Source organism: Paraconexibacter algicola, assembly GCF_003044185.1.
In the GTDB taxonomy this organism is placed as follows: Bacteria; Actinomycetota; Thermoleophilia; order Solirubrobacterales; family Solirubrobacteraceae; genus Paraconexibacter; species Paraconexibacter algicola.
Map to the genome: position 1 here is coordinate 1,682,936 of NZ_PYYB01000001.1, position 23,153 is coordinate 1,706,088.

Consider the following 23,153-nt stretch of genomic DNA (forward strand, 5'->3'; position numbering starts at 1 on the left):
TCAGCCTCCCGGTAGACACTGTGGCCCGGCGCACGTCGCCGTCGTCTTTCCACCCCGAGGGAGCTGTCCTTGATGCTCGAAGGTCTCGTCCAGAACGACCACCCACTGACCGTGGGCATGATCCTGCGCCGGATGCGCACGGTGAACGGCGACTCCGAGGTGGTGACGCTCCGCGCCCCGGGCCAGCTGGACCGGGCGACCTACCGCGAGGTCGGCGACCGCTGCGACCTGCTCGCGGACGCGCTCTCCAAGCTCGGCGTCGGCGAGGGCGACCGCGTCGGCACGTTCATGTGGAACAACCAGGAGCACCTCGAGGCCTACTACGCCATCCCGGCGATGGGCGCGGTCCTGCACACGCTGAACCTGCGGCTCTTCCCCGAGCAGCTCGTCTACATCGTGAACCACGCGAAGGACAAGGTCATCATCGTCAACGACTCGGTGATCCCGCTCCTCGCGCCGCACACCGACAAGTTCGAGACCGTCGAGAAGTACATCGTCGTCGGCGACGGGGACTCCAGCGCCCTGCCGCAGGACAAGGTCATCAAGTACGAGGACCTCCTCGCGAGCGCCGAGCCGGGCTTCCAGTACCCCGACATCGACGATCGCAGCGCCTCGGGCCTCTGCTACACGTCCGGCACGACGGGCGACCCCAAGGGCGTCCTGTACTCCAACCGCTCGACGTTCCTGCACGCCATCGCGTCCGGCATGACCGACTCGCTGGGCGTTAGCGGCGCCGACATCGTCATGCCGGTCGTCCCGATGTTCCACGCCCAGGCGTGGGGTCTCGCGTACGCCGCGCCGCTCGTCGGGGCGAACCTCGTGATGCCGGACAAGTTCCTGCAGGGCGAGCCGCTCGCGAAGCTCATCGAGGGCGAGAAGGTCACCGTCGCCGGGGCGGTCCCGACGCTGTGGATGGACCTCCTGCGCTACGCCGACGAGAACAAGCCCGACCTGTCGTCCCTGCGGTGCGTGCCGTGCGGCGGCGCCGCGGTGCCGAAGTCCCTCATGGAGGCATTCCAGGAGCGCCACGGCGTGCTGATCGTCCAGGCCTGGGGCATGACCGAGACCTCGCCGCTCGGCGCGGTCGCCCGGCCGCCGCGCGGGGTCTCCGAGGAGGAGTCGTGGGCCTACCGGACCACCGCCGGCCGCGTCGCGCCCGGGGTCGAGGCGCGCATCACCGACGACGAGGGCAAGGAGGTCGCGTGGGACGGCGAGTCCACGGGCGAGCTCGAGGTCCGCGGGCCGTGGATCGCGAGCGCGTACTACGAGACGGACGCGCCGGAGAAGTTCCACGACGGCTGGCTGCGCACCGGTGACGTCGCCGCGATCAACCCGCAGGGCTACATCCGCATCACCGACCGGGCGAAGGACGTCATCAAGTCCGGCGGCGAGTGGATCTCCTCCGTCGACCTCGAGAACGAGCTGATGTCGCACCCGGCGGTGCGCGAGGCGGCGGTCATCGCCAAGCCCGACGAGCGCTACACCGAGCGCCCGCTCGCCTGCGTCGTGCTCGACGAGGGCAAGGAGGTGCAGGCCGGGGAGCTCGCGTCGTTCCTGCTCGATCGCGTCGCCAAGTGGTGGATCCCGGACGAGTACGCGTTCATCGAGGAGGTCCCGAAGACCTCCGTCGGCAAGTTCGACAAGAAGGTCCTGCGCGCCCGCCTGGAGGACGGCGAGCTGACCGACCGCCAGACGGTCGAGAAGATCGGGGCCTGACGGCTCCGCTCAGCGGACGCGGACGGTGCGCGCGAGCGTGCGCGCCGTCCCCCGCGGCGCCCGCACGGTCACCCGCAGGGTGACCCGCGCGCCGCGCCGCAGCACCCGCCGTGCGAGCGCACCGCGCGCCCGCACGGTGACCGACCGCGTCGCGCCCGCTCGCAGCGTCAGCCGCGCCGGGGCGACCAGGTCACGGGTGCGGCCGCCGCGCCGGACGCGCAGCAGCACGGTGGCCCGGACGGTGAACGGCTCGCGGTTGCGGACGGTCACGCGCAGCCGGCCGCCCGTGCGGCGCACGACGGTCGCCGGGAGCGTGATGCGCGGGGTGCGGCCGAACGTCGTGCGCACGGGCGCGGGGGCGGTCCCGGGACCCGTCCCGGGCGCCGGCGTGCCGGGCGTCGGGGACGGCGTGGTGGCGGGCGGCACGACGGTCGTCGGGATCTGGGCGAGCACGATCCGGCGGGTCGCCGGGGCGCCCTGCGCGAACAGCACCGCGGTGGACCCGTCCTGCTGCGCGGCGGCCGTCAGCGTCTCGGTGTCGTTGGACACGACCGGGCCCGCGCCGGGCACCGACAGGGTCTCCGGCGCGCCGAGCGTCGCGCCTGTCCCGGAGGCGACCATCGCGACCGGGTCCTGACCGGCCGGCGTGTCCTTCCAGGCGACCGCCCCGAACCCGGAGGCCCCGACCGCCGCGACCGGCGTCGACGCCGCGGTCGGCGTCCCGGTGTCCGCGCGCGTCCCGGTCAGCCAGGAGCCCGCCTCCAGGCGCGAGGCGAACGTGGCGAAGGTCAGCTGCCGGGGGCTGGCGACGAGGCCCTGCGCCCCGTCGGGGCTGATCGCGATGGACGGGAACTCGGCGCCCTCCGGCGGGTCGGCGGGGAGGCCGTCCGCGACCTGGGGCGCGGCGACGGTGCCGTCGGGCGCGATCCGGCGCACGAGCACGCGCGGCCGGTCCGTCGCCCCGTAGGTGAAGAGCTCGCGGAACGCCACGTGCGCGGTGCCGTCCGCGGTCGCGGCGACGTCGGTCATGTCCGAGAGCGTCGCGCGGGGCCTGCCGTCGAGCGTCGGGACCGACAGCTCGGTCACCGGGCCCGCGGTCGTGCCCGTGAGGCGGCGGGCGAGCACGTCGAAGCTGCCCATGTCCGTCTCGGTCCACGTCATCACCGCGCCGCCGGGATAGGCGGCGACGTCGGACTCGGTCTGCCCGCCGGGGCCGGCGGCCTCCTCGGCCGCGGTCCGGTCGAGGATCCCCGACGGGTCGATCGCCGTGCCGCCGCCGACGAGGCTCCAGTCGCCGGCGGGCGAGGCGAGGTACGCCGCCCGCACGTTCGGGTTCGCCCCCTGCGTGAAGGTGATGTACGCGCTGCCGTCGGAGGCGGCGTCGAGGTCGAACGCGCGCACGACGTTCAGCGGCACGACGTCCTTCGTCGTGAACGGCTGGCCGGCGGCGGGCGAGACGGCCGCGCGTAGGAGCCCGTCGCCCGGCCCGACACGCCACGCGACGACCGCCCCGCCGGTGCCGAACGCGGCGACCTTCGGCTCGGAGACGGCGGCCGCCACGCCGGTGCCCGCCGAGAGCTGCACGGGCGCCGACCAGGTCCCGCCGGCCCGGCGGCTGACGAACACGTGGTCGGTGCCGCCGACGGCCTTGGTGTAGGCGAGGATCCCGGTCCCATCGGGCGCGAGGTCGATCCCGCCACCGACGCGCACGTCGGCGCTCGGACCGTCGACGGTCGTGACGACGGGGGCGGCCGTGGCGGCAGCGGGGAGCGCGGGGAGCGCGGCGAGCGCGGCGGCGGCGAGGACGGTGGCGGCGGGGAGGGTCGGGCGCACGGAGCGATCCTGTCGGTCGGGGGTCGATCGGACAACGCGCCTTCCCCCGGGAAATGCTGGAGCGCACCGCGTCTTGGCGCGTCGGCGCTATCTGGTGTGGTGGGGCGTAGACTCGCGCCGGTGGAGGTGGCCGGCGTCGACGTCCTGGACCTGCCCGGCGATCCCGCTCGCCGGCCGCTCGTCCTGCTGCACGAAGGGCTCGGCTCGATCGGCCTGTGGCGGGACACGCCGCGGACCCTCGCGAGCGCCACCGGGCGTCGCGTCGTCGCCTACTCGCGACCGGGGCACGGGCGCAGCGCCCCGCCGCCCGGCGGTGCCCGCACCGCCGCCTTCTTCGACCGCGAGGCCGACGTCGTGCTCCCCGCCCTCCTCGACGGGCTCGGGATCACCGCGCCGCTGCTCGTCGGGCACTCCGACGGGGCGACGATCGCGCTCCTGCACGCGGCGCGCCACCCGGTCGGCGGCGTCGTCGCGATCGCGCCGCACGTGTTCGTCGAGACCGACGCGGTCGGTGGCATCGAGGACGCCGTCAGGGCCTTCGAGGAGGGCGACCTGCGCGCCCGCATGGCCAAGCACCACGACGACCCCGACCACGTCTTCCGCTCCTGGAGCGACCTCTGGCTGGACCCGCGCTTCTGGAGCTGGACGATCGAGGACGAGATCGCGCCGCTGGCCGCACCGCTGCTGCTCGTGCACGGCGCCCGGGACCACTACGGCACACTCGCGCAGCTCGACCGCATCGAGGCCGCGGTCTCGGCGAGCCGCGTCCAGCGGCTCGTCGTCGACGCCGGGCACAGCCCGCACCTCGACCGGCCCGAGGTCCTGCGCGACGCGATCGCGGGCTTCGCGGCCGGACTGCCGTGAGAACGGGCTGATCGACTCCCCGTCGGAGGGACGATCTTCCCCCCGACGGGTGTCGGTTCGGGTGGCGCCGGACGTCCGCAGCGTGCGAAACTCTTGTGTGTCGGCGCGCACACGTTGACCGAGCACCCCGTTCGACTTCCATCCGACGCACACCTCTGAGGAGAGCTGCATGTCCCTGTCCGAAGCGCCCGGCGCGGCATCCATCGACGACGTCCTCGCGAACGCGAACACGCTGTGCGAGCTGTTCCAGGGCACCGCTGCCCGCGCCGGTGACGACGTCGCCCTGCGCACCGTCGGCGGCACCACCGAGCTGACCTGGCGCCAGTACGCGGAGCGCGTCGAGGCGATCGCCGCCGGCCTCGCCAAGCTCGGCGTCGGTCGTGGCGACACCGTCGCGATCATGATGACCAACCGTCCCGAGTTCTCGCTCGTGGACTGTGCCGCCATGCACCTCGGGGCCACCCCGTTCAGCGTCTACAACACGCTGCCCGCGGAGGACGTCGCGTACCTCTTCTCCAACGCCGGCAACAACGTCGTCGTCTTCCAGGAGGCGTTCGCGGGGGTCGTCCGCGAGGCCGCCGCGAAGAACGGCGTCGAGCACCTCGTCTGCATCGACGCGGAGCTCGAGGGCACGATCAGCCTCGCCGACCTCGAGGCCGCCCCGGCCGACGGCTTCGACTTCGAGGCCGCGTGGCGCGCCGTCGAGCCCGACGACGTGCTCACGCTCATCTACACGTCCGGCACGACCGGCCCCTCGAAGGGCGTCGAGCTGACCCACAAGAGCATGATGGCCGAGCTGCGCGGCATGGCCGAGGTGCTGCCGCTGCAGCCGAAGGACCGCACGATCTCCTTCCTGCCGCACGCGCACATCGCCGACCGCTGGGCGACCTACTACTCGCACATGGTCCACGGCGGCTCGGTCACGAGCATCAGCGACCCGACGCAGCTGCTGCCCGCGCTGCACGAGGTCCGCCCGACGATCTGGGGTGCGGTCCCGCGCATCTGGGAGAAGTTCAAGGCGGCGCTCGACGCGGGCATCGCCGCCGAGGAGGACCCGCAGAAGAAGGCGGGCATCGAGAAGGCGCTGGAGGTCGGGCACCAGTACCAGGCGCTCAAGCGCGCCGGTCAGCCGGTCCCGGAGGAGCTCGAGGCCGCGCACGCCAAGCTCGACGAGCTCGTCCTGTCGCAGCTGCGCGCGAAGCTCGGCCTCGACCAGGTCCGCTGGATCGTCGTCGGCGCCGCCCCGTCCCCGGCTGCGCTGCTCGAGTTCTTCGGGGCGATCGGCCTGCCGCTGCTCGAGCTCTGGGGCATGTCGGAGATCTCCTGCTGCGCGATCGTCAACCCGCCCGAGGGCAACCGCATCGGGACCGTCGGCAAGCCGATCCCGGGCGTCGAGGTCCGCGCCGGCGAGGACGGGGAGCTGCAGGTCCGCGGCGACATCCTCATGAAGGGCTACCGCAACCAGCCCGAGAAGACCGCCGAGACGATCACCGAGGACGGCTGGCTGCTCACCGGTGACATCGTCGAGATCAGCGACGACGGCTACGTGAAGATCGTCGACCGCAAGAAGGAGCTGATCATCAACGCGGCCGGCAAGAACATGTCGCCGTCGAACATCGAGGCCCAGCTCAAGAGCGCGCACGCGCTCATCGGTCAGGCGATCGCCATCGGCGACGGCCGCCCGTACAACGTCGCGCTGCTCGTGCTCGACCCGGACGCCGTCGCGGTGTTCGCGCAGAAGCTCGGCCTCAGCGGGGACGACGCGACGCCCGCCGCGGTCGCCCAGCGCGACGACGTCAAGGCGGCCATCGCCGCCGCGGTCGAGTCGGCCAACGAGCACCTCGCGCGCGTCGAGCAGATCAAGCGCTACGCGATCCTCGGGGACGAGTGGCAGCCGGGTGGCGTCGAGCTGACCCCGACGATGAAGCTCAAGCGCAAGCCGATCAACGAGAAGTACGCCGCGGAGATCGAGGCGCTCTACGCCTGACCTGACGGCCGGCGGGGTCGCGATCACGTCATCGCGACCCCGCCGCGCTCAGCGGACCGAGACCAGCGAGACCTGCGTCTGGGTGGACACGCGGCCGGCGTCGTCGGTCGTGCGGGCGATCACGTCGAGGTACACCGGGTCGCCCCCGCGGAGCCTCGCGAGGCGGCGGCGCTCCGTCGCCGACAGGCGGAACACGCGCGTCGTGCGCTGCTGGCGCTGCAGCGAGAACGACTGGCGGGCCAGGCGGCGCCGCGTGTTCTTCGGCGAGCCGGGGAGGACCAGGTCGACCGTTCCGCGGCAGCCCGTGGCGGTGCCCATGGTGCAGCTCAGCGGCACCCGCACCTGTCCGCGGCGCGTCGCGGGCCGACTCCCGACCGCGACGAACGTCTGCGGGCACGTGCCCTTCGGGGCGTGCGTGGCGGTGGTGCTCCAGGGGAACGAGGCGGCGTAGACGCACGTGGGCGTGCTGACCGCCAGGACGTCGCCGTCGAGATCGGCCAGCACCGGCGGGGCGAGCGGGAACGACACCGTCGAGGTGCTGCCCGCGAGGCCGGTGACCGCGAGGACCACCGCGCCCGCCGCGGCGACGCGCGCGCTCGGCCGGGCCAGGTGCAGGACCCGCCCGGACGAGATCGCGACGACCGCGCCGGTCACGTCCTGGCGCAGCACCCGGGGTGCCGTCGCCTGCGGGGAGGCGACGAGCAGGTCGAGCCGCTCGGTCGCGGACGTCGAGGAGGACGAGCGGCCGATCGCGACGATCGTGCCGTCGGCGTCGACGTCGAACGGGACCGTGGCGGCGCCGCCGCCGTCGGGGGCGACGCTCCGCGGGACGGCGACGGCGTAGCGCTGCTCGCCGGAGGCGAGGTCGTAGACGGTGATCGTGGTGGCCGGGGCCGACGGCGACGTCTCGGTGGCGATCGCGACGTTCGTGCCGGCGACGCGCGCCTCGATCACGGCGTCGGGGCCGATCTGCCGGCCGGCGGTCCCGGCGGCAGGGTCGCGGGCGACGATCCGCCCGGCCCCGAACTCGCGCTCGGCCTCGAAGGTCACGAGGGTCTCGCCGCCGTAGCCGACGACGGTCGAGAACGGCCGCGCGAGCCCCGGTCCGCCCGCGGTCACGGCGAACGGCCCGCCGAGCGGTCCGCGGAACGTCTCGCCGGCCAGCGCGGTCGGCTCCTCGTCGTCGAGCGCGGTGCGCAGCCGCGTGACGCCGAAGGCCAGGCGGGTGGAGGAGCGCGCGACACCGGCGGCGAGGCCGTACTCGCGGCGGCCGGCGGGACGGGAGGTCGAGACCGTGCGGGTCGGGCCGCCCGGGCTGCCGACGCGCGTGCGCACGCGGTTGGACGGGAGGTCGCGGACGGTGAAGGCGAACCCGCCGCCGCCGGCGGCGAGGGCGTCGGCGGCGCCGGCGGCGGCGGGCGCCAGGTCGGCGGCGAGGGCCGGCGACGGGAGGGCCAGGAGGGCGAGGGCGGGGAGCAGGGGACGGAGGCGCATGCGCGTGGCTTTCTGGACCGGGGGTCGTGGGCGCGGGGATCGCGCTCGTGGGTGGAACCGGGCAGCGGCGAGGAACTTACGCGAGCCGTCGGAGTCGATCCAGCGGCGGTCCCCGTGCCCGCGTGGGGCGGGCGGTGGGGCGTCTTCACGGGAACGCCACAGGCCCAGGGTCGCGTAGTTGTATGGTCAAGTACATGTCCTACCCGAACCTCTTCTCCCCGTACACGCACGGCGACCTCTCGGTCCCGCACCGGATCGCCCTCGCGCCGCTGACCCGCAACCGCGCCGTCGGCACCGTCCCCGGCCCCCTCAACGCCGAGTACTACGCGCAGCGCGCCAGCGCCGCGATCCTCGTCACCGAGGGCACGCAGCCCGCCGCCGACGGGCAGGGCTACCTCGACACGCCGGGCCTGCACTCCGACGAGCAGCAGGCGGGCTGGAAGCTCGTCGCCGACGCGGTCGCCGAGGCGGGCGACGGCAAGCTCGTCGTCCAGCTGATGCACTGCGGGCGCGTCGCGCACTCCTTCTACACCGGTGAGCAGCCCGTCGCCCCGTCCGCGATCGCGGCCGCCGGGGAGGTCTTCACGCCCGAGGGCATGAAGCCCTACGAGGAGCCCCGCGAGCTGCCGACCGACGAGCTCGCCCGCATCCGCGACGCGTACGTCGACGCCGCCCGCCGCGCCCGCGCCGCCGGCGCCTACGGCGTCGAGCTGCACGCCGCCAACGGCTACCTGCTGCACCAGTTCCTCGCCTCCGGGACCAACCAGCGCACCGACGGCTACGGCACCGACGTCGCCGGCCGCGTCCGCTTCGTCGTCGAGGTCGTCAAGGCCGTCGTCGCCGAGATCGGGGAGCGCCACGTCGGCATCCGCGTCTCGCCCGGGCACCAGTTCAACGACATGAGCGAGGCCGACGCGCGCGAGACCTACGACGCGCTCTACGCGGAGCTCGCCGCGCTCGACCTCCTCTACGTGCACGTGCTCGACACGTCCTCGATCGTCGGCTACGACGTCCTCGAGCAGGCCCGCAAGGCCTACCCGGGCACGCTGATGGTCAACGAGGGCTTCACCCAGGAGTGGGACGTCGACGGCGCCGACGCGCTGATCGCCGACGGCAAGGCCGACCTCGTCGCCTACGGGCGCCGCTTCCTCGCCAACCCCGACCTGCCCGCCCGTCTCGAGGCCGGCGCCGAGCTCAACGAGCCCGACGACTCGACCTTCTACCAGGGCGGCCCGAAGGGCTACACCGACTACCCGACGCTCGCGAACGCCTGAGCGCGTCCCGCCGGCGCCCGGCCACCGACGCGGTGGCCGGTGCGGGCGGGGCTACATCCGGTACAGCGGCCGCGTGGGCTCCGGCACCGGCGCGCCGGCACAGGCGCTGAGCGCGAGCGCCACGACGCGGCGGGTGTCGCGCGGGTCGATGATCCCGTCGTCCCACAGCCGCGCCGACGAGTAGTAGGGGTGGCCCTGCGTCTCGAACTGCTCCTCGATCCCGGCGCGCAGCTGCTGCTCCTCCTCCGCCGGCCACTCGACGCCGCGGGCGGCGAGCTGGTCGCGGCGCACGGTCGCGAGGACGGTGGCGGCCTGCTCGCCGCCCATCACGCTGATCCGCGCGTTGGGCCACATGAACAGGAACCGCGGGTCGTAGGCGCGGCCGCACATGCCGTAGTTGCCGGCGCCGAACGAGCCGCCGACCACGACCGTGATCTTCGGGACGCGCGCGGTGGCGACCGCCGTGACCATCTTCGCGCCGTCGCGGGCGATGCCGCCCGCCTCGTACTCGCGGCCGACCATGAAGCCCGAGATGTTCTGCAGGAACAGCAGCGGGATGCCGCGCTGGTCGCACAGCTCGACGAAGTGCGCGGCCTTCCGCGCGCTCTCCCCGAACAGCACGCCGTTGTTGCCGACGATCCCGACCGGGTGGCCGTGCACGTGCGCGAACCCGGTGACGACCGTCTCGCCGTAGTGCTCCTTGAACTCGTGGAAGCGGCTGCCGTCGACGACGCGCGCGATGACCTCGCGCACGTCGTACGGGGTGCGCGGGGACGGGGGGACGACGTCCAGCAGCGTGTCCGGGTCCAGCGCCGGCGCCTGCGGGTCGCGGGTCGTCCACGGCGGGGCGGGCGCGTCGTTCAGCGTCGCGACGATCGAGCGCACGCGGTGCAGCGCGTCCGCGTCGTCGGCGGCGAGGTGGTCGGTCACCCCGGAGGTGCGCGAGTGCAGGTCGCCGCCGCCGAGGTCCTCCGCGGAGACCTCCTCGCCGGTCGCCGCCTTCACCAGCGGCGGGCCACCGAGGAAGATCGTGCCCTGCTCCTTGACGATGACGGTCTCGTCGCTCATCGCCGGGACGTACGCGCCGCCCGCCGTGCACGAGCCCATCACGCACGCGATCTGGGGGATGCCCTTCGCGGACATCTGCGCCTGGTTGAAGAAGATCCGGCCGAAGTCGTCCTTGTCGGGGAAGACCTCGTCCTGCTGGGGCAGGAACGCGCCGCCGGAGTCGACGAGGTAGATCGCGGGCAGGTGGTTGCGCTCGGCGATCTCCTGCGCGCGCAGGTGCTTCTTGACGGTGATCGGGTAGTAGGTGCCGCCCTTGACGGTCGCGTCGTTGGCGACGATCACGCACGGCCGGCCGGACACCATGCCGATCCCGGTGACGATCCCGGCGCCCGGGGCGGCGCCGTCGTACATGCCGTGGGCGGCCAGGGGGGAGAGCTCCAGGAACGCGCTGCCGCGGTCGCAGAGCCGCTCGACGCGGTCGCGCGCGAGCAGCTTGCCGCGCTTCAGGTGCCGCTCGACGGCGACCTCTCCCCCGCCGGCATGCACCCGCGCGAGTTGGTCGCGGAGGTCCTCGAGCAGCGCCTCGTGGGCGGTGCGGTTGGCCTCGTCGGGCCGGGCGGTGCTGCGCAGGACACGGCTCACTGGTCGTTCTCCTTCTCGGGCTCGACACTGGCGACGAGGTCGCCGACGGCCACCCGGTCCCCCTGCGCGACGCGGACCTCGGCCACGACGCCGTCCATCGGCGCGGCGAGCACGATCTCCATCTTCATCGACTCCAGCACCACGATGGGGTCGCCCTCCTTGACGCTCGTCCCCTCGGGCGCCCGGACGTCCAGGATCAGGCCCGGCATCGGCGCCGCCAGCGACCCGGTGGACGTGGCGCTGTCGTCGGCGGCTCCGGTGAGCTGACGGACGGGGAGGGCCCAGCCGTCGCGACCCACCCAGATCGTCCCGTCCGGCGCGATCGCGTACCGGACCGCGTGCCGCAGGCCGTCGAGCGTCACGGCGACGGTGTCGGCGTCGACCCGCGCCACGGCGGCCCCGGTCCACGTCCGGGTCTCGTCGTCCAGCGTGATCTCCGCGGCGTCGGGCGACCCGGTCAGGACCACCTCGCGCTCGGCGCCGTCGTCCCCCACGACGAGCCGCCACCGCAGGCGACCGGAGCTCCCGACGCGCCAGCCGTCCCGGGCCGCGAGCGGGTCGCCGTCGGCGGTCGTCTCGCGCGCGAGCAGGGTCCACAGCAGTGCCGTCGTGGCGAGTGCCTCGTCGGCCGGCGGCGCGGGAAAGGTCAGCCGCTCGACCTGCGCAGTGTCCATCTTCGCCGCGCGGACGTCGTCGTCACGCAGCAGCGCGCGCAGCGGGAAGGCGTTCGTCTCGAGCCCGAGGACGGCGGTGCGGGCGAGCGCGCGGTCCAGCCGCGCGAGCGCGGTCGCGCGGTCCGGCCCGTGCGCGATGACCTTCGCGAGCATCGGGTCGTAGTCGGTCCCGATCGTCATGCCGCCCTCGAGCGCGCCGTCGATCCGGACCCCCGGATCACCGAACGGGAAGTGCGCGGCGAGCACGTCGCCCGCGCTGGGGAGGAACGCGGCGGTCTCCGCGTACAGGCGCGCCTCGACGGCGTGACCGCTGACACCGATGTCCTCCTGGGCGACGGGCAGCTCCTCCCCCGCGGCGACGCGCAGCTGCAGCTCGACGAGGTCGACGCCGGTGATCAGCTCGGTCACCGGGTGCTCGACCTGCAGCCGGGTGTTCATCTCCAGGAAGAAGTGCTCCGCCGGGTCGGCGGCGTCGGCGATGAACTCGATCGTGCCTGCGCCGACGTAGCCGCAGGCCTTCGCGAGGGCGACGGACTCGGCACCGAGCTGCGCGCGGAGCTCCGGCGACACGACCGGGGACGGCGCCTCCTCGATGACCTTCTGGTGGCGACGCTGCAGCGAGCACTCACGCTCGTTCAGGTGGACGACGTTGCCGTGGGTGTCGGCCATGACCTGCACCTCGATGTGGCGCGCGGTCTCGACGTAGCGCTCGATCAGCAGCTGGTCGTCGCCGAAGGCGGACTGCGCCTCGCGGCGCGCGGCCTGCAGGGCGTCGGGGAGCTTCGTCGCCTCGTCGACGACGCGCATCCCGCGTCCGCCGCCACCCGCCGCCGCCTTCACGAGCAGCGGGTACTTCTGACCCTCGGCCCAGGCGAGGAGGTCCTCGTCGGTCAACCCTTCCCGGTGGATGCCGGGGACGACCGGCACGCCGGCCTCCTCCGCCGCGCGCTTGGCGGCGGTCTTCGAGCCCATCAGCTCGATCGCGCTCGCCGGCGGGCCGATCCAGGTGAGGCCGGCGTCGGCGACCGCCTGCGCGAACGCCGCGTTCTCCGACAGGAAGCCGAAGCCGGGGTGGATCGCCTGGGCGCCCGTCCGCTTCGCGGCATCCAGGAGCAGGTCGGCCTTCAGGTACGACTCGCCGGGCGTCCTCCCCCCGATCGCGACGGCGACGTCCGCCGCCTTCACGTGCGGCGCCTCGCGGTCGGCGTCGGAGAAGACCGCGACGGACTCGATCCCCATCGCGCGCAGCGTGCGAGCGATGCGGACCGCGATCTCGCCGCGGTTGCCGATGAGGACGCGCTCGAACATCTCTCAGGCGCCGAGGGCGCGGGAGATGACCATGTGCTGCACCTCGTCGGTGCCCTCGCCGATCGTGAGGATCTTCGCGTCGCGATAGTGCCGGCAGACGGGGTACTCCTCGATGTAGCCGTACCCGCCGTGGATCTGCACGGCCTCCTCGGCGCACTTCACCGCGAGGCGGCCGGTCTTGAGCTTCGCCTGCGCGGCGGTGAGCGAGAAGTCGCGGCCCTCGTCCTTCAGCCACGCGGCCTTGTAGGTGAGCAGGCGCGCGGCCTCGATCTCGGTCGCCATGTCGGCGAGCTTCGTCTGGATCGCCTGGAACTTCGAGATCGACTTGCCGAACGCGACCCGCTCCTTGGAGTACGCGAGCGCCTCGTCGAGGCAGCCCTGCGCCAGGCCGACGCCCATCGCGGCGACGCCGATGCGGCCGATGTCGAGGATCCGCAGGAACTGCTTGAAGCCCTGGCCGCGCGGGCCGAGCATGTTCTCGTCGGGGACCTCGACGTCGGTGAACGTCAGCGGCCGCGTGTCCGACGCGTTCCAGCCCATCTTGCGGTACGGCTCGCCCTGCTCGTAGCCGGGGGTGCCGTTGGGGACGATGAAGTTCGTGATCTCGTCGTCGCCCGTGCGGGCGGTGATCGCGACGTGGCCGGTGATGTCGGTGCCGGCGTTGGTGATGAACTGCTTGGCGCCGTTGATCGTCCAGGTGCCGCCGTTCTCGGTGGCGCGGGTACGCGCGTTGCCCGCGTCGCTGCCCGCCTCGGGCTCGGTCAGGCCGAAGGCCCCGAGCGTGCGGCCGGCGCAGAGGTCGGGCAGCAGCTCCTGCTTCTGCGCGTCGTTGCCGAACAGGTAGATCGGCTGGGTGCCCAGCGAGGTGTGGGCGCACATGGTGATCGCCACGGACGAGTCGATCCGGGTGAGCTCCTCGACGGCGATCGCGTACTGCAGCGACGTGCCGCCCGCGCCGCCGACCTCCTCCGGGAAGGGGATGCCCATCCAGCCCAGCTCGCCCATCTTGGCGACGAGCTCGTACGGGAACGACTTCGTCCGGTCGAGGTGCTCGGCCACGGGGCGGACCTCGCCCTCGGCGAACTCGCGCACGGTGCGGCGCAGCAGCTCGGTCTCGTCGTCCAGGTCGAAGAACATGCCCCCGACCATAACCGAATGGTCGTTCGAAGTTCTAGTAGTCGTTCGGTAAACTGGCGCGCGTCGTGCGTGAGCCGCCCACAAGACCCGCCCTGCGCGCGAAGTACGACCGCAAGCAGCAGGAGCTCGTGGACGCCGCCGCGCGCCTGTTCGCGCAGCAGGGCTACAGCGCCACGTCGATGGCCGACCTCGTCGCCGCCACCGGCATGACGGCGGGCGGCATCTACCACTACATCGACGGCAAGGAGGCGCTGCTCGTCCGCATCTGCGACGAGCTGCTCGACCCGCTGCTGGAGCGCGCGTCCACGCTCGTGGGGGAGTTCGACGGGCCGCCCGACGCCGAGCTCCGCGCGCTGGTGCGTGCGTGGGTGGAGCACGTCGAAGGCCACCTCGACCACATGGTCGTCTTCCTCCAAGAGCGCCGCGTCCTCGAGGGCGACCCGCAGTGGAAGCGCGTGCGCGACGCGCGCAAGCGGTTCGAACGGCTGCTCGACGACGTGCTCGCCCGCTGTGCCGACGCCGGGCTGCTCGCGGTCGAGGACCGGTCGATCGCGCTGCGCGCCCTGCTCGGCGCGGTCAACCACACGCCGCAGTGGTACCGGCGTGGCGGCCGGCTGGACGCGGCCGCGATCGCCGTCGGGTACTGCGACCTGGTGCTGCGGGCCGGCTGACGCCGGAGATCACGGCCGCAGGCGGATCTGGACTCGTGTCGGAGTCAGGGCCCGGCCGGTGGTCATCCGGGCGCTGATGCGCACCACGATGGTGGCGGGGCGGCGAAGACCGCGCAGTCGTCGTCGCGCCTGGCTCCGGGGCCTCAAGTTCAGGGTGGACGTGCGGGTCCGCGGCCGCCGGGTCACCGCTGCGAGCCGGCGACTCGACAGGCGCAACGCTCGGGTGGACCGGGCGTCGAGCGTTGCGGTGGCCGCGAGGCTGCACGCGACCGGGCAGGTCACGTTCGCGCGCAACCCGCGAGCGACGAGAGCCGAGCGCGAGATGGACGCGGGCACGCGGACGGCGATGCGGCTCGGCGTGGTCGACGGCCCCGGGGTGACGGTCGGCTGCGGGCGGGGAGTCGGGGAGGGAGTCGGACGAACCGTCGGGGCGGGCGTCGGCGTCGCGACCGGGGTGGGTTCGGTCACGGGCGTCGGCTCCGGCGTCGGAGTCGGCTGCGGTGCCGGATCTCCCTCCGGCGTGAGCTGCGCGGCGAACCAGCGCGGTCCGGACGTGAACACCGTGCCGGCGACGACGGGCGCGCCCGAGGGGCGGACGACCAGTCCGCCGAACTCGAGATCCTGATTCGCGGTCCGGTCGATCGCGGCCTCACCGAGCGTGCCGAACGTCGTCTCCGGCTCGAGTGCCGGCGTCAGCCGTCGGACGAACAGCGTGCCCGTTGTACGGCCATCGGAGAAGACGTGCGTCCCGGCGAGCAGTACGCGGTCCTGAGCGTCCATCGTGGCGGCCTCGATGCGGTGGCCGATCTGGTCGCCCGGGTGGTTCGTGAGGGTGGTCTCGGTGACCGCGCCGGTGGGCGCGATACGGGCGAGGCGGATGCGGTCGCCGACCGGCGCTACGGCGGTGCCGATCGCGACGACGTCCCCGCCCGGGAGGGCGACGAGGGCCCCGGTGTAGTCGTCGTGCACGCGGAACGACGGGAGCTCGAGCTCCCCATCTCCGGCGAAGTCCGGGTCGAGCGATCCGTCGGAGCGGTAGCGTCGGACGATGGGTGTCCGGACGTTCGCCGTGTGGAGCCGCACGCTGAAGGTCTGCAGCCGATCCGCCGCGTCGGTCGCGATGTCCAGCGGGAGCCCGGGGGCGACGCTCACCGTCCCTTCGACCCCGAAGGTGCCGTCCAGCTGGCCGTCCGCGGCGAGCCGGGACAGCTGCATGTCGCCGCCGAGGCCGCCGAGCAACGTCGCGAGCCCTGCGCCCACGCGGGTCGCGTGCACGCGACCCGTGTGGGATTCGACGTCGACCTCCGTGACCCGCAGGCCGGTCGGATGGCCGTCGGCGCCCAACGCCGCGGTCACGAGGTGCGCCGAGAGCCCGGACGGTGCGAGCGCGGTGCCGACCGCGACGCGTTCGCCTCCGACGAGGGTCACCACCTCCTGGAGGGCCGCGGGCCCGGTGAGCGCGCGGGGACCGTCGTGAGTCCGCCCGTCGGCACCGAGCACGAGGGATCCGGCGGCCTCCCCGATCAGACCTCTGCGGAACGTGCCGACTTCGACCAGGCGGCCGTCCGGCAGCAGTCCGGCGCCACGCGTGCGCCCGGAGGGCTCGGAGCCGATCTGGCCGGTGCGGCGGCCGGCGGTGCCGAAGGCGGGATCGGGCCCATCGGCGGCGAAGCGCACCAGCACGGTGTCGACGGTCTCCTGGGTCGGCGGGCTGCCGACGAGCTGGACCTGCCCCCCGACGGTCACCAGCCGTGCCCGCTGCATGTCGTCCAGCCGCACGACTCCCGCCGTGCCGAAGGCCGCGGTCGGCGTTCCGTCCGCGTCGAACCGTCGCACGAGCGTGTCCGGTTCGTCCGGGTCGCCGGTCACGACCGTCGCCCGGCCGGTCGAGTCGACCGCCAGCCCGCCGTCGCCGAGCTCGTCCAGGCTGGGCACCGTGCCTGCGGCCGGAAGACCGGCGGACGTCAGTCGGTGCAGTCGTCCCTCGACGGGCGAGGGACTTCCGAACCCGTGGTCTCGGGCGAGGACCAGGATGGCGCCGTCCGGCGCCGGCGCAAGCTCCGCCGCGGAGGTCTTCCCGGGCGCGCCGACGTCCGCGCGTCCGGCGTTTCCGAAGCTCGGGTCGGGCGTGCCGTCGGCCATGAACCGGTGGACGGTCGCCTGCAGGTCCGGCGACCCGTCCACCGGCCGCGTCCCGCCCACGAGGATCGCGCCATCGGGCTGGACCGCGAGCCCCGCGGGGAACGCGTCCATGGACTGCTCGCCGACGACGACGCGGCCGCCGTCCCCGAACGTGGTCCGTGGTGCGCCCTCCGGGTCGAGGCGTCGGAGCACGAGCCCGCCGGTCTCGTGGAGCGCTACGACCAGGTCACCGCCGGGCGCCTGGCGGACGTGTTCGATGCGCGTGGGGAAGCGGACCAGGCCGTCGGTGCCGAAGAGCGGATCGCGGGTGCCGTCGGCGCGCAGCCGCGCCAGGTACCACCCCTCCCCGGTCTGGCCGCGCATGACCGAGACGACGCCGGTCCCCGCAGCGGTCGCATCGACGCCGAACCAGACACGTGGCCCGTTGGTGGGCGGTGGCTCGGGAACGTCGGCGGAGCCATGGATGCCGAACCCCGGGACGGGGTCCCCCGCAGCGGTGAACCGGCCGACCCGCGCGCCGCCCGCGGGCGTCGCGGTCCGGGCGTCCGCGAGCACGACGGTGCTTCCGTCCGGCCCCGGGGCCGCGGCGACGAGTGATGCACCGGGGAAGTCGCCGAGCCGCAGATCGACGAGCCCGCCGACCCCGAACGAGGCGTCCAGGGTCCCGGCGCTCGCCGCGCTCGCGGCCGGCGCGAGCGCCAAGGCGACGCCGATGGCCAGCGTGGCGAACGACGACCGCCGCCGAGCAGTCCCTGCCCTCCCGTGCATGGCGCGAGCATACGGCCTCCGGTCTGCGCTACGGCCATGACGCGGACCGGCGACGACCGTCTCCAGGACGCATCCGCCTGGTCCTGCTGCGCGCGCCGGAACATGCTCGCGGCCTCGACGCGGCTTGGCCGCGCCGAGCTTGCGCAGGATGCGCTTGACGTGGGTCCTGGTGGTCTCCTCGGCGATGACGAGCTGCGGGCGTCCTGCGCGTAGGAACGGAAGCGCGTCCGCGACGCGGGCAAGCGGTTCGAGCGGCTGCTCGACGACGTCCTGGCCCGGTGCGCCGACGCCAGGCTGCTGAGCGTCGCCGACCGGTCGCTCGCGCTGCGTGCCCTCTTCGGCGCGGTCAACCACACGCCGCAGCGGTACCGGCGCGGCGGGCGGCTGGACGCCGACGCGATCGCCGACGGGTACTGCGACCTGGTGTTGCGCGGCTGACCGCGGCCGGTCGCTCAGGCCACCGGAGCGGGCAGGCTGTAGGTGACGTTGGTCGCCCGCCGCCCGGGCCGGCTGGGGACCTTCAGCACGACGCGGACGACCCGGACGTCGGCGAGGGCCGCCCGCGGGACGCGGATGCTGAACCGGCCGGAGCTGGACAGCCGGCCCGTGGCGAGCGTCCGGTTCTTCACGCAGCCGGTCCGCGTGATCACCGAAACCGGGACGCTCGCGCGGAACGGCGCGGAGACGCGGCCGGCGACCGTCACCGCGTCCGCGCCGCGCGCGACCGACAGGGTCGGGATGCGGCGCAGGAGGAGCAGCGGGACGGTGCCGGACGAGGCGGGCGCGGTCGCCGCGGTACGCGCGTCGTAGGTCGCGCGTCGGCGGGCCTTCGCCGACGTCGGGGCCGGCACGGTCGCGGAGAACAGGCCATCGGCGCCGACGAGGGCGCGGCCCACGACCCGGCCGTCGCGGCGCAGCACGACGCGGCGCCCGACGAAGGGCGTCCGGGCGGCCCCGCTCACCCGCGCGCGGTTGCGGCCGACCGGCCGGACGTCGTAGACGACGAGCGGCCGGGGCGTGCAGGCGAGCAGCTCGTCGGCGACCGTCGTGGTGGTCGTGGGTGTCGGAGCCGGGGCGGTCGGCGTGGCGGTGGGCACCGGGGGCGCAGGCGCCGCCGCGCGTCTGGTGCTCGTGACCGTGCACGTCCCGGCGCCGCTGAAGCTCGCGGTCAGCTGCTGCCCGGCGACCGGTCCGGCGCCGCAGTCGATCACCGACGTGTAGTCGGCGAGCGACGTGCCCGGTCCGGCCGCCACACCGACGGGGACCGGCGTGCCGGGTTCGGCCGGCGTCGTCGCGGTGGCGCCGTCGCCGGCACCGGTGAGCACCGCGGTCCCGTAGGTCAGCACGTCGAACCGCCCCGGATCGCCCGGCGGGTCGAGCACTGTGCGGAGCGTGAGCGGGACGCTCGCCTCCACCGCGCCGATGTCGGTGGCGGGACCGACGCGGCGCGGGAACCCGGTGCCGCGCTGGTCCTCCGTTAGCGCGCTCGAGGCGGGACCGGCGCCGATCGCCGGCGAGCCGACGGCGGGCGCGAGCGTCGCCGTGGGGCCACCGGCCGCGACGGGGGACGTGCCGACGAGCAGCGGATCGGCGACGAGCCCGTCCGTGAGATCGCGCGTGCACCCAACCGCGTCCTCGACCAGGTTGGCGCCACCGGTGATGGTGCCCCGGCACTCGCTCAGCGGTGCGGAGACGCCGGACGCGGTGTTGGCGAGGATCGAGGCGGTGACCGTCACGGTGCCGGCCGCGACCAGCGCGCCGCTGCCGAGGCCGCCGGCGCCGCCGGGCTGATCGCCCGCCGGGTCGGGGTCGGCCGGCGCGCCGCCGCCGCCACCGCCGAGCGTGCCGGCGGTCGGGAGGATCCGGCCGATGCCGCCGTTCCCGAAGCCGCCGCCGTTGCCACCGAAGGGTGCGAGTCCCTGCGCGACCGTCGACGAGAACGCGGCGCCCTGGCCGCCACCGCCGCCGCCGAAGCCACCGCCTCCGCCGGCGCCGGTCGTCGAGAACTCCACGTTGGCGCCGCCCGCGCCTGCGCCGCCGCCTCCCCGGCCCTCCGAGCCGCCGATGGGGCTGCCGCCGTGGCCGTTGCTGCCCCCTCCTCCGCCCCCGGCCGGTCCGCCGTCCCGACCGGTGCGACTCGAGTTGCCGGCGCCGCCGCCGCCGGCTCCGACGCCCGCCTGAGCGGTGACGATGGCCGGCGTGCTGGCGCCGCCGGCGCCGCCGCGGTTGGCCAGCTCGAGCGGCGATCCGGTCGTCGCCGGCCCGGCGCCGCCGTTCCCGGGCGTGCCGCGGTCGTTCAGCGGGATGCCACCGCCGCCACCCCCGCCGGTTCCGCCCCCGCCTCCGCCGGAGTTCTGGCACGACAGCAGGCCGCCGAGCCGGTCACCGCCGTCCCCTCCCGGGACGGCGACGCTCCCCGACACGGTGACGTGCTCGAGCACCGTCGAGGACCCGCCGGCGGCGACGATCGCCGCGCCGGCCGCGCCCCCGCCACCACCGGCACCTCGAACCGACGAACCTCCGGGGCCGCCGGCCCCGCCACGGTTGGCGCTCAGCGTGCTGTTGCGCACGGTCAGCTGGCCGGTCGCCGTCGGGGCGACGTTGACGATCGCGCCGCCGCCCGCGCCACCCCCGCCGGCGGCGCAGCCACCCTGGTCCGGGGCGGTTCCGGTCGAGCCGGCCCCGCCGGTCCCGCCGTCACCGCCGGAGTTGGCGATCAGCGTCGACGCGAGGATCGTGAGCGTGCCGCCGCTGTGCAGGGCGCCGGCTCCCCCGCCGGCACCGCCGCCGAGCCGTCCGCCGTCGCCCCCGTCGCCGCCGTGCAGGTTCGTCACGGTCGACGACTCGATCGTCAGAGCACCGCCGGGATGGACGGTGATCGCCGCCCGGCCGCCGCTTCCCCCGTCGCCCCCCACGTAGGAGTTGGTGCCGTCGGGGATGGAGTTGCCGTCGGCGCCGTCCGCGCCGTCGGCCCCGACGGCGTCGGCGAGGATCACCCGCGAGATGCGGACCGTCGCGCCCGTCCCGACGTCCAGCAGCGCCGAGGTCCCGCCGCCGCTGACGGTGACCGGGATCGCCGTACTGCCACCGTCGATCGTGGTGGTCCCGGTCGTCGCCGCGAACGGGAGCGGAGTCAGGAGCGTGATCGTCTGACCGGAGAGCGACGGGTCCAGCGCGATCGTGTCGTCGCCGGAGGCCGCGGCCGCCGCGAGGACCGCGGCGCGCAGCGTGCCCGCTCCGGCGTCCACGGTCGACGACACCGAGAAGGTCGCGGCGCCGGCAGCGCCGGGTGCGAGCAGCAGCCCGGTCGCGGCCAGCGCCAGGGCGACGGCGCGCGAGCGCCGACCGGCCACGCGAACGACAGGACCGGCCCCCGGGGTACGCACGTCATCACCGTACCGGCCTGGCGGAGGGTTGGGGGCGGGCCGGGTCGTTTGGCGTAGGTGACCGGCCGATCGTTGCCCTCAGTCCTGCTGGGCGCGCAGCCACATGCTCGCGGCCTCGACGCGGTTGGCGGCGCCGAGCTTGCGCAGGATCCGCTTGACGTGCGTCTTGGCGGTCTCGTCGGCGATGACGAGCTGGGCGGCGATCTGGGCGTTCGAGGCGCCCTGCGCGACGAGCGCGAGCACCTCGCGCTCCCGCCGCGAGAGCGTCACCTCGACCTCGTTGGCCGGCTCCCCGCCCGCCAGCAGCGCCTCCGCGGTGCGGGTCGCCGCGCCCGCGGCGCCGTCGGCGCTGACGATCTCGATCTCCGCGTCGAGGTAGTCCCCCACGACCGCGGAGGCGCGGCGCAGCAGCTGCTGCAGCTCGTCGCCCTGGGCGCGCAGCCGCTCGGTCAGCCGGACGCGCTCGATCGCGAACCCGAGGCCCTCCGCGAACGCCCAGAGCGCGTCGCGGTCGAACTCGTCCACGCGCCGGGGCTTCATCCGGTGGTCGGCGTGCACGAAACCGATCACGCGTCCCTCCGGCATGATCGGCGCCGCCGCGTAGGAGTGCACGTCGTACACCTCCGCCTGCGGGTGGAAGCTGTGCGGGTTGGTCATCGCGTCGTGCACGCACATCGGGATGCGGCGGCGGATCATCTCCCGCTCGCGGCTCTCCTGCTCGAGCTTCAGCGGCAGGTCGCGGCTGAACTCCAGCAGCAGCGCCGACGCCTCCGGGTCACCGGTGACGTGGAAGCTCTCCGCGATGAGCTCCGCTCCCCGGACCCGGTACACGACCGCGCGGTCGAAGCCGCACGCCCCGCACGCCTCCGCGGAGGCGCGCGCGATGATCGCGTCGACCGTCCGCAGCTCACGCAGGCGCGTCAGCGCCTCGTGCACCGCCGCCAGCGTGTCGAGCCGCCGGCGCATCCGCCGCGTGGCGCCCTGCTGCTGGCGCGCGACGAGATCGCTCAGCCGGTGGCAGGCCTCGGCGAGCGCCGGGTCCACGTCGGCCCCGAGCCGCTCGAGCTCCGCCTCCACCGCCGCGAGCCCGTCGTCCAGGGCGCGGGCCTCCGCGTCCTGCTCGCCCTCCTGCGGGCGCCACGGCGGCAGGCGCCGCCGCGCCGCGTCGAGCTCCGGGGACTCCGGCAGCGTCACGACCCTCTCCGTCATGCCTGCCGACGCTACCGGCCCGCGAGCACCTCGGTGGCCGCCTCCGCGGGAACGTGGTCGGGCAGGTCGGTCCCGGGCGTCCAGCGGTGACGGCCCAGCCGCGACTTGATCGCGTACGAGGCGCGGCCGTGCGCGTTGCCCGCCAGCCACACGACGTGCGCCGACAGCGGGAACTCGCTGTTCCAGAACGTGCGGGGGAGCGGGTCGCGCGGGCGCGGCTGCTCCTCCAGCTCGATGTCCGCGCACACGTAGCCCTCGCCGTCGCCGTAGTCGAGGTACGCGAGGCGCTGCCCGTCAGCGTCGGTGATCTGCGTCTGGCCGATCGTGTGCGAGCGCCACTTCAGGCCCGGCACCATCGGGGTCTCCATCTCGAACTCGCCGACGTGCGAGGGGTGGATGGCCGGCACGCCGAGGAACCGCGCGACGCGACCGGGCAGCTCGCGCCCGTACTGCGTGAACAGCTCCTGGTCGCGCTCGATGAACCACTTCCGCGTCAGCGCCCAGTCCGGGTAGGACGGGAAGTGCATCCCGCCGCCCAGCAGCTGCACGCGGCCCATCAGTCGCTCGCAGGTCTGCGTGCGACCCCACTCCCAGCCGTTGGCGAGCCCCATCACCCCGGCCGCGGTCGGCGCGACGCCGTCGTCCTTCCCCGGCCGGTAGTAGCTGTTCTCCCAGAAGCTCGGCAGGTCCTTGTCGTGCAGGTGGAACGCCCCGTCGGGCTCGCACAGCGCGTACGTGCCGCGGGTCTCCGCGCCGCGGATCGCGATGAAGCCGCCCCCGACGATGCAGCCGTGCTCGCGTGCGAGCCGCCGCAGCAGCTGCAGCGGCTCCCCGTCGACCGGCCGCGCGACGTCGCGCATCCGCCGGTCGAACGCGTTCGGGGACGAGGCCGCCTCCGGCAGCATGATCACGTCCGGGGAGTGCTCGCGCGCGGCCTGCGTGACGAGGTCCGCGCAGCGGCGCAGGTTGCCGTCGACGTCGCCGATGCGCAGGGTCGGCTGGATCGCGACCGCGCGCAGCGTGCGAGCGACGAACGCCAC

The 23,153-nt window shown here is 74.5% G+C and carries 14 protein-coding genes and 1 pseudogene; 6 read left to right on the forward strand and 9 right to left on the reverse strand.

Annotated features, from left to right (window positions below; genetic code table 11):
* Nucleotides 1-72 precede the first annotated feature (72 nt).
* Nucleotides 73-1,716: a long-chain fatty acid--CoA ligase gene (locus tag C7Y72_RS08030; RefSeq protein WP_107568243.1), complete on the forward strand. Its 1,644-nt coding sequence runs from the start codon at nt 73-75 to the stop codon at nt 1,714-1,716.
* A gap of 9 nt (nt 1,717-1,725) precedes the next feature.
* Here C7Y72_RS08030 and C7Y72_RS08035 read toward each other — a convergent pair whose 3' ends face one another.
* Nucleotides 1,726-3,549, reverse strand: a complete 1,824-nt coding sequence (locus C7Y72_RS08035; protein ID WP_107568244.1) for a hypothetical protein — start codon at nt 3,547-3,549, stop codon at nt 1,726-1,728.
* Nucleotides 3,550-3,669: 120 nt separating this feature from the next.
* Between C7Y72_RS08035 and C7Y72_RS08040 the strand changes: the two genes are divergently transcribed.
* Nucleotides 3,670-4,413, forward strand: coding sequence for an alpha/beta fold hydrolase (locus C7Y72_RS08040; RefSeq protein ID WP_199223884.1), 744 nt, complete (start codon nt 3,670-3,672; stop codon nt 4,411-4,413).
* Nucleotides 4,414-4,582: 169 nt separating this feature from the next.
* The gene (locus tag C7Y72_RS08045; RefSeq protein ID WP_107568246.1) at nt 4,583-6,400 is read left to right on the forward strand and encodes an AMP-binding protein; all 1,818 of its coding nucleotides are present in this window, start codon (nt 4,583-4,585) and stop codon (nt 6,398-6,400) included.
* Nucleotides 6,401-6,448: 48 nt separating this feature from the next.
* Here the strand turns inward: C7Y72_RS08045 and C7Y72_RS08050 are convergent, their stop codons facing one another.
* Nucleotides 6,449-7,894, reverse strand: coding sequence for a hypothetical protein (locus tag C7Y72_RS08050; RefSeq protein WP_107568247.1), 1,446 nt, complete (start codon nt 7,892-7,894; stop codon nt 6,449-6,451).
* Nucleotides 7,895-8,088: 194 nt separating this feature from the next.
* On the opposite strand from C7Y72_RS08050, the gene C7Y72_RS08055 reads away from it, so the two are divergent.
* Nucleotides 8,089-9,168 carry an alkene reductase gene (locus C7Y72_RS08055; protein WP_107568248.1) on the forward strand — a complete coding sequence of 360 codons (1,080 nt, stop codon included), beginning with the start codon at nt 8,089-8,091 and terminating at the stop codon, nt 9,166-9,168.
* Between the two features lie 51 nt (nt 9,169-9,219).
* Here the strand turns inward: C7Y72_RS08055 and C7Y72_RS08060 are convergent, their stop codons facing one another.
* From C7Y72_RS08060 to C7Y72_RS08070, 3 genes are read right to left on the reverse strand one after another with little or no spacing between them, the layout of a single operon-like run.
* Nucleotides 9,220-10,818 (reverse strand): carboxyl transferase domain-containing protein, encoded by a 1,599-nt coding sequence (locus tag C7Y72_RS08060; protein WP_107568249.1) that lies wholly within the window; start codon nt 10,816-10,818, stop codon nt 9,220-9,222.
* On the reverse strand, nt 10,815-12,800 hold the full coding sequence (locus tag C7Y72_RS08065; RefSeq protein WP_107568250.1) for an ATP-binding protein: 1,986 nt from the start codon (nt 12,798-12,800) through the stop codon (nt 10,815-10,817). Before C7Y72_RS08065 ends, C7Y72_RS08060 begins: the two co-directional genes overlap by 4 nt.
* A gap of 3 nt (nt 12,801-12,803) precedes the next feature.
* Nucleotides 12,804-13,937, reverse strand: coding sequence for an acyl-CoA dehydrogenase family protein (locus C7Y72_RS08070; protein ID WP_107569707.1), 1,134 nt, complete (start codon nt 13,935-13,937; stop codon nt 12,804-12,806).
* A gap of 65 nt (nt 13,938-14,002) precedes the next feature.
* Here C7Y72_RS08070 and C7Y72_RS08075 point away from each other — a divergent pair, with 65 nt between their 5' ends.
* Nucleotides 14,003-14,608 carry a TetR/AcrR family transcriptional regulator gene (locus C7Y72_RS08075; RefSeq protein ID WP_158276722.1) on the forward strand — a complete coding sequence of 202 codons (606 nt, stop codon included), beginning with the start codon at nt 14,003-14,005 and terminating at the stop codon, nt 14,606-14,608.
* A gap of 9 nt (nt 14,609-14,617) precedes the next feature.
* Here C7Y72_RS08075 and C7Y72_RS24130 read toward each other — a convergent pair whose 3' ends face one another.
* On the reverse strand, nt 14,618-17,518 hold the full coding sequence (locus C7Y72_RS24130; RefSeq protein ID WP_107568252.1) for a delta-60 repeat domain-containing protein: 2,901 nt from the start codon (nt 17,516-17,518) through the stop codon (nt 14,618-14,620).
* Nucleotides 17,519-17,746: 228 nt separating this feature from the next.
* Between C7Y72_RS24130 and C7Y72_RS24260 the strand changes: the two are divergent.
* Nucleotides 17,747-17,956, forward strand: a pseudogene (locus C7Y72_RS24260) (TetR-type transcription factor C-terminal domain-containing protein); the annotation flags it as partial.
* Nucleotides 17,957-17,970: 14 nt separating this feature from the next.
* Here the strand turns inward: C7Y72_RS24260 and C7Y72_RS08085 are convergent.
* The 3 genes from C7Y72_RS08085 to C7Y72_RS08095 form a co-directional block, all read right to left on the reverse strand.
* Nucleotides 17,971-20,871 (reverse strand): choice-of-anchor Q domain-containing protein, encoded by a 2,901-nt coding sequence (locus C7Y72_RS08085; RefSeq protein ID WP_107568253.1) that lies wholly within the window; start codon nt 20,869-20,871, stop codon nt 17,971-17,973.
* A 111-nt stretch (nt 20,872-20,982) separates the two neighbouring features.
* On the reverse strand, nt 20,983-22,113 hold the full coding sequence (locus tag C7Y72_RS23935) for a LuxR C-terminal-related transcriptional regulator (protein WP_107568254.1): 1,131 nt from the start codon (nt 22,111-22,113) through the stop codon (nt 20,983-20,985).
* An 11-nt stretch (nt 22,114-22,124) separates the two neighbouring features.
* Entirely contained in the window at nt 22,125-23,153 is a 1,029-nt protein-coding gene (locus tag C7Y72_RS08095; RefSeq protein ID WP_233243775.1) for a carbon-nitrogen hydrolase family protein, read from the reverse strand.